Annotated in this window: 15 protein-coding genes; 9 read left to right on the top strand and 6 right to left on the bottom strand. The window is 64.5% G+C overall.

Annotated elements, in window-relative coordinates; all coding sequences use genetic code 11:
* Window positions 1-281 precede the first annotated feature (281 nt).
* Together purC and purS are read left to right on the top strand one after the other, a co-directional pair.
* Window positions 282-1,049 (top strand): phosphoribosylaminoimidazolesuccinocarboxamide synthase, encoded by a 768-nt coding sequence (gene purC, locus AB7535_RS21330; protein ID WP_172782948.1) that lies wholly within the window; start codon window positions 282-284, stop codon window positions 1,047-1,049.
* A 12-nt stretch (window positions 1,050-1,061) separates the two neighbouring features.
* Window positions 1,062-1,301: a phosphoribosylformylglycinamidine synthase subunit PurS gene (purS, locus tag AB7535_RS21325; protein ID WP_014494125.1), complete on the top strand. Its 240-nt coding sequence runs from the start codon at window positions 1,062-1,064 to the stop codon at window positions 1,299-1,301.
* Between the two features lie 12 nt (window positions 1,302-1,313).
* On the opposite strand, the gene AB7535_RS21320 is transcribed toward purS, so the two are convergent.
* On the bottom strand, window positions 1,314-2,330 hold the full coding sequence (locus AB7535_RS21320; RefSeq protein WP_085404291.1) for a magnesium and cobalt transport protein CorA: 1,017 nt from the start codon (window positions 2,328-2,330) through the stop codon (window positions 1,314-1,316).
* Between the two features lie 167 nt (window positions 2,331-2,497).
* Between AB7535_RS21320 and purQ the strand changes: the two genes are divergently transcribed.
* From purQ to AB7535_RS21305, 3 genes are all read left to right on the top strand, one after another.
* Window positions 2,498-3,199, top strand: a complete 702-nt coding sequence (gene purQ / locus AB7535_RS21315) for a phosphoribosylformylglycinamidine synthase subunit PurQ (protein WP_085404292.1) — start codon at window positions 2,498-2,500, stop codon at window positions 3,197-3,199.
* On the top strand, window positions 3,196-4,182 hold the full coding sequence (locus AB7535_RS21310; RefSeq protein WP_085404293.1) for a tripartite tricarboxylate transporter substrate binding protein BugD: 987 nt from the start codon (window positions 3,196-3,198) through the stop codon (window positions 4,180-4,182). Before purQ ends, AB7535_RS21310 begins: the two co-directional genes overlap by 4 nt.
* A gap of 212 nt (window positions 4,183-4,394) precedes the next feature.
* On the top strand, window positions 4,395-5,132 hold the full coding sequence (locus AB7535_RS21305; RefSeq protein ID WP_085404294.1) for a tetratricopeptide repeat protein: 738 nt from the start codon (window positions 4,395-4,397) through the stop codon (window positions 5,130-5,132).
* 56 nt (window positions 5,133-5,188) lie between these two features.
* Here the strand turns inward: AB7535_RS21305 and AB7535_RS21300 are convergent, their stop codons facing one another.
* Together AB7535_RS21300 and AB7535_RS21295 are read right to left on the bottom strand one after the other, a co-directional pair.
* The gene (locus AB7535_RS21300; protein ID WP_085404295.1) at window positions 5,189-6,160 is read right to left on the bottom strand and encodes a DMT family transporter; all 972 of its coding nucleotides are present in this window, start codon (window positions 6,158-6,160) and stop codon (window positions 5,189-5,191) included.
* A 75-nt stretch (window positions 6,161-6,235) separates the two neighbouring features.
* Window positions 6,236-6,715, bottom strand: coding sequence for a PaaI family thioesterase (locus tag AB7535_RS21295; protein ID WP_085404296.1), 480 nt, complete (start codon window positions 6,713-6,715; stop codon window positions 6,236-6,238).
* A 185-nt stretch (window positions 6,716-6,900) separates the two neighbouring features.
* Between AB7535_RS21295 and purL the strand changes: the two genes are divergently transcribed.
* Window positions 6,901-9,111 (top strand): phosphoribosylformylglycinamidine synthase subunit PurL, encoded by a 2,211-nt coding sequence (gene purL, locus AB7535_RS21290; protein ID WP_063982365.1) that lies wholly within the window; start codon window positions 6,901-6,903, stop codon window positions 9,109-9,111.
* Window positions 9,112-9,232: 121 nt separating this feature from the next.
* Here the strand turns inward: purL and AB7535_RS21285 are convergent, their stop codons facing one another.
* A complete protein-coding gene (locus tag AB7535_RS21285) occupies window positions 9,233-10,420 on the bottom strand; it encodes an acyltransferase family protein (RefSeq protein WP_085404298.1) in 1,188 nt (395 codons plus the stop codon).
* Between the two features lie 180 nt (window positions 10,421-10,600).
* Between AB7535_RS21285 and AB7535_RS21280 the strand changes: the two genes are divergently transcribed.
* Complete coding sequence (locus AB7535_RS21280; RefSeq protein WP_028158427.1) at window positions 10,601-10,774, top strand: DUF1328 domain-containing protein; 174 nt, start codon at window positions 10,601-10,603, stop codon at window positions 10,772-10,774.
* 36 nt (window positions 10,775-10,810) lie between these two features.
* On the opposite strand, the gene AB7535_RS21275 is transcribed toward AB7535_RS21280, so the two are convergent.
* On the bottom strand, window positions 10,811-11,914 hold the full coding sequence (locus AB7535_RS21275) for an alpha/beta fold hydrolase (protein ID WP_439036809.1): 1,104 nt from the start codon (window positions 11,912-11,914) through the stop codon (window positions 10,811-10,813).
* Between the two features lie 57 nt (window positions 11,915-11,971).
* Window positions 11,972-12,331: a DUF427 domain-containing protein gene (locus AB7535_RS21270; protein WP_085404300.1), complete on the bottom strand. Its 360-nt coding sequence runs from the start codon at window positions 12,329-12,331 to the stop codon at window positions 11,972-11,974.
* Window positions 12,332-12,510: 179 nt separating this feature from the next.
* Between AB7535_RS21270 and AB7535_RS21265 the strand changes: the two genes are divergently transcribed.
* Both AB7535_RS21265 and AB7535_RS21260 read left to right on the top strand, forming a co-directional pair.
* Window positions 12,511-12,747 (top strand): BolA/IbaG family iron-sulfur metabolism protein, encoded by a 237-nt coding sequence (locus tag AB7535_RS21265; protein ID WP_028147489.1) that lies wholly within the window; start codon window positions 12,511-12,513, stop codon window positions 12,745-12,747.
* Window positions 12,748-12,773: 26 nt separating this feature from the next.
* Complete coding sequence (locus AB7535_RS21260) at window positions 12,774-13,967, top strand: low temperature requirement protein A (protein WP_085404373.1); 1,194 nt, start codon at window positions 12,774-12,776, stop codon at window positions 13,965-13,967.
* Window positions 13,968-13,976 lie beyond the last annotated feature (9 nt).

Below are 13,976 nucleotides of genomic sequence, written 5' to 3'. Positions count from 1 at the left end.
TCGTTGCGACGGCCCCGGCGCATGCCTAGATAGGGGGCACGAATCGGCAAAACAACGAGCCGTTAAGCCGCAGGCAAGACGGTATAAGTTGATGCCGGGCGGCCGGATCGATTGTGCTGGGACAGCCAATCGGATAGGTTGCCTGAAGGTTTGGTTCCCGTTCTGTTTCCAAGGGGTTATAGACGGGTTCCCAGCCGTTCACGGCAGCTCCGCTGTGGGTCGTAGCCTGGTAACCGGAGCACACCAAATACATGGATTTCAACAAAACACGGTACATCCCCATGAGCCGTCGGCGTCGTATTTATGAAGGCAAGGCAAAGGTTCTTTACGAAGGCCCGGAGCCCGGTACCCTGATCCAGCACTTCAAGGATGACGCCACCGCGTTCAATGCGAAAAAGCATCAGGTGATCGAGGGCAAGGGTGTCCTCAACAACCGGATCTCGGAGTACCTGTTTCAGCACCTCAACGACATCGGGGTGCCGACCCATTTCATCCGCCGCCTCAACATGCGCGAACAATTGATTCGCGAGGTCGAGATCGTGCCGCTGGAAGTGGTGGTGCGGAACGTTGCCGCCGGCTCGCTGTCGCAGCGCCTCGGCATCGAGGAGGGCACGCAGCTGCCCCGTTCGATCATCGAATTCTACTACAAGAACGACCAGCTCAACGACCCCATGGTGTCGGAAGAGCACATCACCGCCTTCGGCTGGGCCACGCCGCAGGAGATCGACGACATCATGGCGCTCGCCATCCGTGTCAACGACTTCCTCACCGGCCTCTTCCTCGGCATCGGCATCCGCCTCGTCGACTTCAAGATGGAGTGCGGCCGGCTGTTCGAGAACGAGATGATGCGGATCATCGTCGCCGACGAGATCTCGCCGGATAGCTGCCGTCTGTGGGACATCAAGTCGAACGAGAAGCTCGACAAGGACCGTTTCCGCAGGGATCTCGGCGGCCTGCTCGAGGCCTACACCGAAGTCGCAAAACGCCTCGGCATCCTCATGGAGAACGAGCGTCCGCAGGGCACTGGCCCGGTGCTGGTGAAGAGCTAAGAGGGATTTGACGTGAAGGCACGTGTTACCGTTACCCTGAAGACGGGCATCCTCGATCCGCAGGGCAAGGCCATCGAAGGCGCGCTGAAGTCGCTCGGCGTCGACGGCGTCGCCAGCGTCCGCCAGGGCAAGGTGTTCGACATCGAGCTTGCCGGCGCCGACAAGGCCAAGGCCGAAGCGGCGCTGAAGGAGGCCGCCGACAAGCTGCTGGCGAACACCGTGATCGAGAACTATCGCGTCGAGATCGTCTAGCCCGCGCGGCGCTCACAGCCACCCGACGCGGCGGAAGCGCCAGTACAACCCGAGGCAGGCGAGGGCCATCGTCCCCATGACGACGAAATAGCTGTACTCCCATTGCAACTCGGGGATGTACTTGAAGTTCATCCCGTAGATGCCTGCGACTGCGGTGGGGACGGCGAGGATCGCGAGCCACGAGGCGAGCTTCTTGGAGACCGCCGTCTCCTGCGCCTGTCCGACCAGCAGGCTCGCCTCGAAGGCGAAGGCCAGCACCTCGCGCATGGAATCGATGCGCTCCTGGATGTTCCTGACGTGGTCGGTGACGTCGCGGAACAGCGGCTGCATCGTCGCACGCACCATCGCAAGCTCGTCATGCTCGAGGCGGCGGCAGACTTCCACCAGCGGGCCGATCGCGGTCCTGAGCCGCAACAGGTCGCGGCGCAGCATGTAGAGCCGCTCGATCTGCGCCTTGCTGATCGGCTTTGAGAGCACGTCGTCCTCGATGCCCTCGACCTCCTCGTGGATGCTCTCCAGCACGGGCGAGTAGTTGTCGACGATGAAATCGAGGATGGCGTAGAGGATGTAGTCCTCGCCGCGCGCCAGCGCCCGTGGGCAGCTTTCGCAGCGTTCGCGCACCGGCGTGTAGGATGTCGAGGCGCCATGGCGCACCGAGACCAGATAGCCTTCGCCGACGAATATGTGCGTCTCGCCGAAGGCGATCCGGCCCTCGAACAATTGCGCCGTCCGCGCCACGATGAACAGGGCCTCGCCATATTGCTCGATCTTCGGCCGTTGATGGGCGTTGTTGGCGTCCTCGATGGCAAGGTCGTGCAGGTCGAACTGCTTCTGCACGGCGCCGAGCAGCGCCATGTCAGGCTCGTGCAGCCCGATCCACACCACGTGGCCGGGCTTGGCCCGCCAGCTCGAAGCCTCGCTGATGGCGATATTGGCGACACGCCGGCCGTCGACATAGGCGCCGGCGGCGATGACGCCCTGAGTGGACACCGGTTCGGAGAGGGAGGCGGGCAGCGACGGGACGTTCATGGCTTCAATCCCGGGCAAAATCGTCAGGCAAAATTGCCGTGGCTATGGCCTGTGTACAAGGCCGCCCGGCGAGGCTAGCACTGGTAAAATCCCCGTCAAATGGCTATGTCTCCTGACGAATTGGCCCTTTGGCCAGCCCGATTCCCATCACCGTCGGAACCCGAACCATGAAAGCCGCCATCCTCGTCTTTCCCGGAATCAACCGCGAGCGCGACATGGCGCGCGCATTGAGGCTGATCTCCGGCAGCGAGCCCGCGATGGTCTGGCACGCCGAGACGTCGCTGCCCGCGGGCACCGACCTCGTCGTGGTGCCCGGCGGCTTCTCGTACGGCGACTATCTGCGCTGCGGCGCGATTGCGGCGCGGTCGCCGGTGATGGACGCGGTGCGCGAATATGCGGCCAAGGGCGGTCTCGTGCTCGGCGTCTGCAATGGTTTTCAGATCCTCTGCGAGTCCGGCCTGCTGCCCGGCGTCCTGATGCGTAACGCACGGCTGAAATTCATCTGTCACGACGTGCATCTGCGCGTCGAACGCTCCGACACGCCGTTCACCCGCGGCTACAATGCGGGCCAGGTGATCCGCGTGCCGGTGGCGCATGGCGAGGGCAATTACGAGGCGGACGAAGAGACCATCAAGCGGCTCGAAGGCGAGGGGCGGGTGCTCTATCGCTACTGCTCGGCCGAGGGCGTGGTCGACGAGGCCCATAACATCAACGGCGCGGCGCAATCCATCGCCGGAATCGTCAACGACAGGGGCAACGTGCTCGGCATGATGCCGCACCCGGAGAACCACGTCGAAGACATCATGGGCTGCACCGATGGCCGCGGCCTGTTCGCCGGCCTCACTGCCCATCTGGAAAAGGCCGCGTGATCTCGTTCGTGGGGAAGCGGGCTCTCGCCGCGATCGCGGCGCTGTCGCTCGCGACATTTTCGCTCGCGACCGCCGCCTTCGCGCAGGATTTCCCCAAGCGCCCGATCACGATGATCGTGCCGTTCGCGGCCGGCGGCACGTCGGACGTGATCGCGCGCACGGTCGCCGAGCAAATGGGCATCGCGCTCGGCCAGACCATCGTGATCGAGAACGTCGCCGGTGCCGGCGGCTCGACCGCGCTGGCGCGCGCCTCCCGCGCCGAGCCTGACGGCTACACCATCGCTATCGGCAACGCCGGCACCAATGCCGCGACCTACACGATCTATCCAAAACTGCCGTTCACGCCTGAATCCTTCGTGCCGATCGCCATGGTGGCGAAGACGTTCGGCGTCATCGCGCTGCGCAAGGATTTCCCGGCGAAGGACCTGAAAGAGTTCATCGCCTACGCCAAGGCCAACCCGGGCAAGATCAATCTCGGCCACGCCGGCGTCGGCTCGTCGAATTACCTCATTTGCAAGAGCTTTGTGACGGCCGCCGGGGTCGACGCAACACTGGTCGGCTATCGCGGTGCGGCGCCCGCACTCACGGATGCGATCGGCAGCCAGATCGACGGCGTCTGCGACGCCGCAGCCTCCGTCTCGCAGTCGATCAACGAGAAGCTGGTGCGGGGGCTCGTGGTTGGCTCGACCGTGCGGCTGGCCACGCTGCCCGATCTGCCGACGTCTGCCGAGGCAGGCCTGCCGGACTTCGAGGCGCAGGGCTGGAACGGCCTGTTCGCGCCGAAGGGCACGCCGCCGGCCATCATCGCCAAGCTGAACGCGGCTGCGCGCACGGCGGTGGAAACCGACGCGGTGAAGAAGCGTTTTGCCGAGCTCTCGACCGTCGCGCCCGACCCCGACGAGCACACGCCCGAGGTTCTGCAAAAGCTCGTGACGCGCGACGTCGAGAAATACCGGAAGATGCTGGCCGACGACGCCAAGTAGCAGCCGCCCAAGTCATAGCAGGTCATAGCGGTTTTGGGCTTGCTGTCTCATGAACCTCAATCGCGTTTGAGACGACTGACTCCTCGTCGCCATCAAGGTGCGCGCGTCCGGGGTCGCTGATTTCCGCGCGGGTGGAAGCAACTCAAAGTTGTTTGGCCGCGCGAGTTGCGATATCAGGAAGCGTGCGCTGTCGTTGTGCTCCCGGATGTCCCATGCCCGTCGCTTTGGTCGTTCTGCTGCTCGATATCACACTGATTTATCACGCGTCGCGAACCGGGCGGTTGCAGCCCTGGGCCTTCATCATCCTGATGGTGCCGCTGATCGGCGCGCTCGCCTATATCGCGGTCGAGCTCGTCCCTGAATGGTTTTCCAGCCCCGGTGCGCGACAGGCGCGTCAGCGCGTTGCCAATCGGCTCGATCCGGAGAAGCGTTATCGCGAGCTGTGCGACCGGCTGGCGGCCACCGACACCATCGCCAACCGTGCGGCGCTGGCCGAGGAATGCGCAAAGGTTGGCCGCTTCAGCGAGGCGGAGCAGCATTACGGTCACATCCTGAGCCTGCCGATGGGCCACGACCCCGCTTATGCCTTCGGCAAGGCGCAAGCCGAGTTTGCCGCCAAGCGTCCGGCCGATGCGCTGGCGACGCTGGACGATCTTCAGAAGCAATGGCCGGACTTCGATTCCGCCGATGCGCATCTGCTCTACGCCCGCGCACTCGCCGAGGTCGGCCGGCTCGACGAGGCGCTGGAGGAATATCACGCCGTCGCCGGCTATTTCCCGGGCGCCGAGGCGCGGGTGCGCTACGGCATGCTGCTCCAGATGGTCGGCCGCAGCGCCGAGGCGCGCGTGGTCTTCAACGAACTCCTGATCCAGATGCGGCGCGCGCCCAAATATCTGCGCGAGGCGCAGGCCGAGTGGCTCTCGATCGCCGAGAAGCAGATTTCGACCTGAGCGGTCTTATTGTTTGAGCATGATCTCATCGGAAAACTGCTGCGCACTTTTCCGGATCATGCTTTGCGCAGCTTGAACTTCTCCGCCGGCACCGTCATGGCGGCGACGCCGGCCATGACCAGCAGCAGGCCCAGCGCCAGGTTCGACGGCACGCTCTCGCCAAGCAGCAGCACGGACAATCCAACGCCGATTGGAATGCGCAGATAGCCTTGCGCGTTCGTGGTCAGCGTGCCGAGCCGGCCGAGGCAGACGTAGAACAGCATCAGCCCCAGCGCGCTGGAGACGATGCCCATGACGATGGTGGCGACGATCGCCGTCGGCGTCGGGTGCAGCGTCCAGGGCTGGTCGATGATGAGCGAGGGCGGCAGCAGCACGAGGCCACCGAACAGCAGCGAGCCGGTTGCGACCACCATCGGATCGTATTCGGAGAGCCGCAAGCCAAAGATGGTCGCGCAGGCAAAGGAGATGGTGGCGAGCAGGATCGCGATCTCCGCCACGATCTCGCCACTGAAGCCGCGCAGCGCGTCCAGCCCGACGATGGCGATCGTGCCGGCGAGGCCGAGAATTGCGCCCGCGAGCTTCAGCAGCGTGGCCGGCTCGTGCCGCGTGATCAGCGACGTGATCAGGAAGGCGAAGATCGGCGTCGTCGAGGCCAGCACCACCGTGTTCGAGGCCGGGACATATTGTTGCGACCAGGTGATGACCAGGAACGGGAAGGTCGAATTGATCAGCTGCTGGGTCGCAAACAGCTTCCAGGCCTTCACGTCGGTCGGCAGCTTGACGCCGCGCATCCACAGGATGGCAAACAGGAAGGCGAACGCGATCAGCGAGCGCGCCGAGATGAAGGTGATGGGCGGGATCGTGGGAAGCGCGAGCTTGGCCAGCGGATAGGTCGAGCTCCAGCAGCAGGCGAGCGCGAACAGCAGCGCATAGTCGCGCCAGTTACGGGCGCCGACGGCGGTCATGGATGGCAATGGCGCTGACGCGGAGGGCGCTGTGTGGCCCGATCCGGATGTGCTCTGCGGCACCTTGTTCTTGCTCCCCCGCGCAAAAGCGCTTTCAGCAAGTCTGGGCGAGGGGGCGCGAAAAGGGAAGGCGTCGAGCTATGCGTTTGGCTGGAGTGCGGGCTTCCGCTTCACCCGCTTGATCGTGCCGGAGAAGGTAAACAGCGGCCGCCCGGCCGAGGTCAGCTTGCCCCGCAGGAAGATCAGTGAGCCGCCGGCGCGGGACACTTCGCCGACGCATTCGACCAGCTCGCCCTCGCGGGCCGCGTCGAGGAAATCACAGGCGAAATTCGTCGTCACGGCCGGGCCATCCAGCTCGTGGGTGGCGATCGCGAACAGGCAATAGTCGGCGAAGGCCATGAAGCAGCCGCCATGGACGTTTCCGGAGCCGTTGAGGTGCTTTTTCTCGACCCGGAACGCCGAGCGGACGCTGCCGTCCTCCTCGATCTTGTGCCAGAACGGGCCGATATGGCTCTCAAAACTGTCGCGAACCCAGGTCCGCCAGCCCGTGAACTCGCCATCGGTGGCGACGTGCAGGTCCGGGCGGCGGGTGGAGGGGACTTTGGTCAATTCGTGCAAGGAAATGGGCCTTCAATTACGGGTCTTTAGTCCTTAAATCCGATCCGTCAGCGCCTTGCAATTCCCGTTCCCGCCGACCGCCTGCCCGCAAAACGTGGGACAGCGGGAAAATGCGCCATAAAGGGCTTTTCGTAGGCCCCCGATCTTCCTAAGAACGGCAAAACGCCGCCGAAAGCCCCGAATCCATGAAGAACGAACCCAAGATCACCCCCGAACTGGTTGCCGCCCACGGGCTCAAGCCCGACGAGTACGAGCGCATCCTGAAGCTGATCGGGCGGGAGCCGACCTTCACCGAGCTCGGCATCTTCTCGGCGATGTGGAACGAGCACTGCTCGTACAAATCCTCGCGCATCCATCTGCGCGGCCTGCCGACCAAGGCGCCCTGGGTGATCCAGGGCCCCGGCGAGAATGCCGGCGTGATCGACATCGGCGACGGCCAGGCCGTGGTCTTCAAGATGGAGAGCCACAACCACCCGAGCTACATCGAGCCCTATCAGGGCGCGACCACCGGCGTCGGCGGCATTCTGCGCGACGTCTTCACCATGGGCGCGCGTCCTATCGCCTGCCTCAATGCGCTGAGCTTCGGCGCGCCCGAGCATACCAGGACACGGCATCTCGTCTCCGGCGTCGTCGCCGGCGTCGGCGGCTATGGCAATTCCTTCGGCGTGCCGACGGTCGGCGGCCAGGTGCGCTTTCACACCCGCTATGACGGCAACATCCTCGTCAACGCAATGGCGGTCGGCCTCGCCGATGCCGACAAGATTTTCTATGCTGCCGCCTCCGGCGTGAACATGCCGATCGTCTATCTCGGCTCCAAGACGGGGCGCGATGGCATCCACGGCGCCTCGATGGCGTCGGCCGAGTTCGACGACAAGTCCGAGGAGAAGCGCCCCACCGTGCAGGTCGGCGATCCCTTCGCCGAAAAACTGCTGCTCGAGGCCTGCCTCGAGATCATGGAGAAGGGCTGCGTCATCGCGATCCAGGACATGGGCGCGGCCGGCCTGACCTGCTCGGCGGTCGAGATGGGCGCCAAGGGCGACCTCGGCGTCGACCTCGATCTCGACGCGGTGCCGACCCGCGAGACCGGCATGAGCGCCTACGAGATGATGCTCTCGGAAAGCCAGGAGCGCATGCTCATGGTGCTCAAGCCCGAGAAGGAAAAGGAAGCCGAGGCGATCTTCAAGAAGTGGGGGCTCGACTTCGCAGTGGTCGGCTACACCACGCCGAGCAAGCGCTTTGTCGTCAAGCATGGCGGCGACGTCATGGCCGACCTGCCGATCAAGGAGCTCGGTGACGAGGCGCCGCTCTACGACCGTCCGCACGTTCCCTCCGCCGCGCTGCCTGTGGTGCACGCGCGCGAGGTGCCGGCGCCGATGGGCGTCGGTGCCGCGCTGGAGAAGCTGATCGGCACGCCCGACATGTGCAGCAAGCGCTGGGTCTGGGAGCAGTACGACCACGTCATCCTCGGCAACACCTTGCAGCGTCCCGGCGGCGACGCCGCCGTCGTGCGCGTGCAGGACGGGCCGAAGGGTCTGGCGCTGACCGTCGACGTCACGCCGCGCTATTGCGAAGCTGACCCGTTCGAGGGCGGCAAGCAGGCGGTGGCGGAAGCCTGGCGCAACATCACCGCGGTCGGCGGCAAGCCGCTCGCGATCACCGACAATCTCAATTTCGGCAATCCTGAACGGCCCGAGATCATGGGCCAGTTTGTCGGCTGCCTGAAGGGCATCTCGGAGGCCTGCCGCACGCTCGACTTCCCGGTCGTGTCCGGCAACGTCTCGCTCTACAACGAGACCAACGGCCGCGCGATCCTGCCGACACCTTCGATCGGCGGCGTCGGCCTGCTCGACGATTTCACCAAGTCCGCTTCGCTGGCCTTCAAGGCCGAGGGCGAGGCGATCCTCCTGGTCGGCGAAACCCACGGCTGGCTCGGCCAGTCGGTCTACCTGCGCGACATCTGCGGTCGCGAGGAGGGCGCGCCGCCGCCGGTCGACCTCGCGGCCGAGAAGCGCAACGGCGACTGCGTGCGCGGCATGATCCATGCGGGCACTGCGACCGCGGTGCACGATCTCTCCGACGGTGGCCTGCTGATCGCGCTCGCCGAGATGGCAATGGCCAGCGGCATCGGCGCAAAATTGCTGGCGGCGCCGACGTCGCTCGTCTCGCAAGCCTATTGGTTCGGCGAGGACCAGGCGCGCTATCTCGTCACCGTGCCGGAAGCGGAAGCCGGCCGCGTGCTGGCCAAGATGCGCGGCTGCGAGGTGCCCTGCGTGCGCATTGGCACCACCGGCGGCGATGCAATCGCGATCGCGGGCGAGGCGCCGGTCACGATCGATAGCCTGCGGAAATCGTTCGAGCGCTGGCTGCCGGAATATATGAGCGGGAAGGCGGCGTAAGGCGCCGCCACACACTCCGTCATTACGAGGAGCAGAGCGACGAAGCAATCCAGGCTGTCTCCGCGGAGAGACTCTGGATTGCTTCGCTACGCTCGCAATGGCGGATGGAGAGACCTCGGCCTCACAAAACGTGCGACGCGCCCGGAATCTTCCGCAACATTGCCGTCAGTCCCCAGCTCAGCAACACCGTGAGCACGAAGCCGATCGCGGCCTTGAAGATCGCAGGCCACGAGTAGTCGAACAGCACATACTGGATCCACAGCGCGATCGGGTAGTGCACCAGGAACATGCCGTAGGCGTCCGCCTGCATGCGGTCGAGCAGGTTCGGCCCCGGCGACTTCTGGTGCAGGAAGAAGGCGAGGATCGCGAGCAGGATCGCGGCCGAGAACAGCACGACGAGCGTGCCGTAGATCGCCTGATACCAGTCCGGCAGCACGTTGGGATTCCCGAGGATTGCGCGCTTGATGTAGATCATGCACCACATCAGGCAGTAGGGGACCAGCGTGGCGATCACCCACATCCATCGGTTCTTCGGCAACTGGCCCTCGGCGCTGAGGATGCCGCGATCGAAGTTGGCGGCACCGACGCTGACGCCAATGAAGAAATAGGCGAAGTAGAGCAGGATGCGGCTCGCCTGCACCGAAAACGGTCCGAACTCGAACCATTTGTTGGCGCCGAAATGGACCAGCGCGGGCACGTAGACGACGGCAGTGACGACGGCGAGCAGCAGCCAGAACACGGCCGGCTGGTCAAATCCGCGCACCGAAACGCGGTTGACCGGATCGACCAGGTGGGCTGAGACCCGGTAGAGCAGGCTCGCGGTGAGGTCGAACGCCAGCAGCACCCACACGAACCAGATCGGCCCGCTCGGCCACGGCCCGACGGTGATCGTCTTCCACCAGAACGAAGCGAAGGTCAGCTCGGGATCGTGCCGCAGCGCGATCGCGTAATAGGCGAGCGGGATGACCGTGAAGGCCGCGATCACGAACGGCAGCCCGAGCCGCAACAGGCGGTCGCGCAGGAAAACCTGTGGCGCCTTGCGCGCGATGCCGGACCACGTGAACAGTCCCGACAGGAAGAAGAACATCGCCATGAAGAAGCTGTCGGTGCAGAGCACGACGACGTCGAAGCCGATCCAGGACGCCGGGTCGGTGTGACCGAAATAGGTGTAGGGAATGACGGCGTGGTGCAGCAGCACCACCAGCGTGAGGAAGGTGCGGGTCCGATCGAGCGACAGATTGCGCGCCTTGGCTTTCGGCGCGGCGTGCGCCTCCGCGCCGATCGTCGCGGAATGTGACATCGTCATCATGGTCGCCCCGATTGCGCTCCTGCCCTGGCCGGACTGTGCCGCCGGGAACCGGATTCAGCAAGCGCAGTTTATGCCGCGCCTTGCCCGCGGAGCGCCCTCAGGAACCAGTTCCGCGCAGCGAAGTTAGCGTTCGCGAATAGGTTGAGGGCCGCACGTGCGGCATTTTAGTCGGAGTTGGTTATGACGATCCTGAAATGGGCGCTGATCTTTCTCCTGGTCTCGATCGTGGCCGGCGTGCTCGGCTTCACCGGCCTCTCGGCCGCCTCGGCCGATGTCGCTCGCTTCCTGTTCTATATCTTCGTCGTGATCTTCCTGGTGCTGCTGATACTGGGGCTCACGATCTTCAGGGCGTAGCCGGGCTGCCGAATCGGAGGGCCGGCGCGCCGGCCCTCAATTGCCTGCGAATGGCATGACGCGGGCCATCAGCTCGGCCAGGAACTCATCAGGACGATCGAACGGAATGAAATGATTGCCGCCGCGAACCCACACAAATTCCTTATGCGGGGCCGTGATCTCCTTGAAATATTGCTCGGCCGGTTCGCCCGGCGTCACGCCGTCCGCGTCGCCCTCGATGAAGAACATGGGGATCGAAGATCTGAATCCCATCGAGGCCATGTCGCTCTGAAACATCGGCCCGTTCCGTCCGGTCAGATATTGGGCCGAGAAGGCGACGCCCTTGCGCCAGTTGTACAAGTCGAGCAGCGAGACATCCGGCATGAAGAGCGGCGGGATGGGGCCGGCGAGCTGGAAGCCGCCGGCGGGCGGCAGACCCAGCGCGTTGCTCCATTTGTCCGCAATCAGGCGATTTTCCGGGGTGAGGGTCGGCTGTGAAGCGATCGGCGCCAATTCCGCCAGGGCTTCACGATTGTTGGCGGATGCCGCAAGCCGTTGCAGGCGCGCGATCGTGAGCTCGAATGCCTTCTCGAAGGTCGTCCTGCCAACCACCTGGCCCGTGCCGACATAGGCCGAGAACAGATCCGGGCGTTGCTTCACCATGTGAATTCCCAGGAACGAGCCCCACGAATGCCCGACCAGGACGATCCTGTCCTTGTGCAGATGCGTGCGCAGATGCTCGGCCAGCTCGACGCCGTCCTGCGTCATGCGCTCCAGTGTCATGGTTGGCGCCAGCGAGTCTCCGGCGGCGCCATACGTGCGGCCGGTGCCGCGCTTGTCCCATTGCACGATGGTGAAGTGCTTTTCCCAGGGGCGCCAACCCGACGACATTGGCCAGCTGGACCCTCCGGGCCCGCCGTGGACGAACAGGAGGACCGGGTTATCCCGATCCTCGCCGCGGATTTGAATCCATTGCTTGATTCCGCCGATGTCGACGAACCCTCCCTCCTGCACGCCCTTTGGTGAGCGGATCGCGAGGGTTTCGGCAGCAAGATGCTGGCGATAGGCGCGAAAACCCAGTCCGGCGGCGGCCACCACGATGAGGATGCCGGCCACGCCCAGCAACGAGACCCCAATCAGTCTTGCGGCTTTGCGCGGCATCTTGAGCCTTGTGTCGACGGAGAGGAAGCGACCTGCAATCGCCCCGGCGCGGTGAGCCTACCCCACTTCCTCGATCTTCACCTTGTCCGGATAGAAGGCGAGATGGCCGGAAATCTCCGTCATCGCGGGGAAGGGCGTCTCGTAGGTCCAGATCGCGTTGTCGAGCGTCTTGCCATCGGCCTTGACGCTGTAATAGCTCGCGTCCCCTTTGTAGGGGCAATGGGTGACGCGGTCGGTGCGCTCCAGCACCGCCATGTTGGCGTCCTCCCGCGGCACATATTGCACCGCCGGATATTTGGCCTCCTTCAAGATCAGTGCCTTGCTGGTCTCGGCGATCACGATGTCGCCGGCCGTGACGCGGACGCGTCGGGGATTTTGGGTAATGGTGATGGGGTGGTCGGGCCCTGGAAGCTTCATGATTTCACGCCTTTTCGATCAATCTTGCGCGCGCGGCACTTTGTCGTGCCTTTATCCGGATGGGATCAGGGATATAGTGCCGGAATGCGTGACGTAGAAGGCCGTTCACGCTAAGTTTGGCCCTGCCGGTCCGGGGACCCCGGCAAGCGATTCGAAGCCGAGACAGGAGCAAGACCCGAATGCCCATGGACGCCCACGATATCGAGGCGATGATCAAGGCAGCGATCCCCGATGCCGAGGTGACGATCCGTGACCTCGCCGGCGATGGCGACCACTATGCCGCGACCGTGATCTCGGAATCCTTCCGCGGCAAGTCCCGCGTCCAGCAGCACCAGATCGTCTATCAGTCCCTGCAAGGCCAGATGGGCGGCGTGTTGCATGCTCTGGCGCTGCAAACCGGGGTACCGGGGGCCTGATCTGATCGCGTGACGGGGGGATGACGATGGCTGCGGACAATCCTCGCGGCGCGATGTTTCGCGTCATCGCTCCGAACCAGCACAGCCGCGTCACCAATGCCGAGCTGTTCTTCGACCTCGTCTTCGTCTTCGCCGTCACGCAGGTCTCGCATACGCTGCTGCACCATTTCACCCCGCTCGGCGCGGTGCACGTCACGGTGCTGTTCCTCGCGGTGTGGTGGGTGTGGGTCTACACCGCCTGGGTCACCAACTGGCTCAATCCCGAGCTGACCCCGGTCCGCATCCTGATCTTCCTGATGATGCTGGGCGGCCTCGTGCTGTCGACGACGATCCCGACCGCCTTCGAGGGGCGGGGCCTGTGGTTCGCGATCGCCTACGCGACCATGCAGGTCGGACGCACCGCCTTCTGGCTGTTCGCGACCCCGCGCCATCGAACGGCCGTCCGGCACAACGCGATCCGCATTCTGGTCTGGCTCTGCGGCTCCGCGATCTTCTGGATCCTCGGCGGTCTCGCCCATGACGAGGCGCGGCTGTGGTTCTGGATCGCGGCGCTCGCGATCGAATACGTCTCGCCGGCGGTGCGCTTCTGGGTCCCGAAGCTCGGCTTCTCGTCGGTCGAAGCCTGGGCCGTCGAGGGCGGCCACATGGCCGAGCGCTGCGCCGGCTTCATCATCATCGCACTCGGTGAGGCCGTCGTCGTCAACGGTGCCACCTTCGCCGAGCTGGAGTGGACCGCGGACAACATCCTGGCCTTCGTCTCGGCGCTGGCCGGGGCCATCGCGATGTGGTGGGTCTATTTCCACAAGGGCGCGGAGGCCGGCTCCGAGCGGCTCTCGAAATCCACCGAATCCGGCCGGCTGGCACGGATGGCCTATACCTATCTGCACATGCCGATCGTCGCCGGCATCATCCTGACCGCAGTGTCGGACGAGCTGGTGCTGAAGCATCCGACCGGCCATTCCGATATCAGGACCATCGTGAGCACGGTCGGTGGTCCCTTGGTGTTCCTGGTCGGCACCATCCTGTTCAAGCACGCGATCCGCGGCTTCCTCCAGCTCTCCCACGGCATCGGCATCATCCTGCTACTGGTGCTGTGGTGGTTCGCCGCCGATCTCTCGCCGCTCTGGCTGTCGGTCGCGTCGACCGTGATCATGATCGTGGTCGCAGTGTGGGAGTCGATGTCGCTGGGGTCGAAGCCGGAGGAGGCAGAGCAGCATTGAATTTGGAGC

The sequence above is a fragment of the Bradyrhizobium sp. 956_D2_N1_4 genome, from assembly GCF_052076025.1.
GTDB lineage: Bacteria > Pseudomonadota > Alphaproteobacteria > Rhizobiales > Xanthobacteraceae > Bradyrhizobium > Bradyrhizobium barranii.
The sequence above is the reverse complement of the archived record's forward strand: the minus strand, read 5'-3'. Positions and strand labels throughout refer to the sequence as shown.

Coding starts and splice junctions, on each gene's coding strand:
- purC (WP_172782948.1), top strand. CDS start 282: ATGAGCCGTCGGCGTCGTATTTATGAAGGCAAGGCAAAGGTTCTTTAC.
- AB7535_RS21320 (WP_085404291.1), bottom strand. CDS start 2,330: ATGAACGTCCCGTCGCTGCCCGCCTCCCTCTCCGAACCGGTGTCCACT.
- purQ (WP_085404292.1), top strand. CDS start 2,498: ATGAAAGCCGCCATCCTCGTCTTTCCCGGAATCAACCGCGAGCGCGAC.
- AB7535_RS21305 (WP_085404294.1), top strand. CDS start 4,395: ATGCCCGTCGCTTTGGTCGTTCTGCTGCTCGATATCACACTGATTTAT.
- purL (WP_063982365.1), top strand. CDS start 6,901: ATGAAGAACGAACCCAAGATCACCCCCGAACTGGTTGCCGCCCACGGG.
- AB7535_RS21285 (WP_085404298.1), bottom strand. CDS start 10,420: ATGATGACGATGTCACATTCCGCGACGATCGGCGCGGAGGCGCACGCC.
- AB7535_RS21280 (WP_028158427.1), top strand. CDS start 10,601: ATGACGATCCTGAAATGGGCGCTGATCTTTCTCCTGGTCTCGATCGTG.
- AB7535_RS21275 (WP_439036809.1), bottom strand. CDS start 11,914: ATGCCGCGCAAAGCCGCAAGACTGATTGGGGTCTCGTTGCTGGGCGTG.
- AB7535_RS21270 (WP_085404300.1), bottom strand. CDS start 12,331: ATGAAGCTTCCAGGGCCCGACCACCCCATCACCATTACCCAAAATCCC.
- AB7535_RS21265 (WP_028147489.1), top strand. CDS start 12,511: ATGCCCATGGACGCCCACGATATCGAGGCGATGATCAAGGCAGCGATC.
- AB7535_RS21260 (WP_085404373.1), top strand. CDS start 12,774: ATGGCTGCGGACAATCCTCGCGGCGCGATGTTTCGCGTCATCGCTCCG.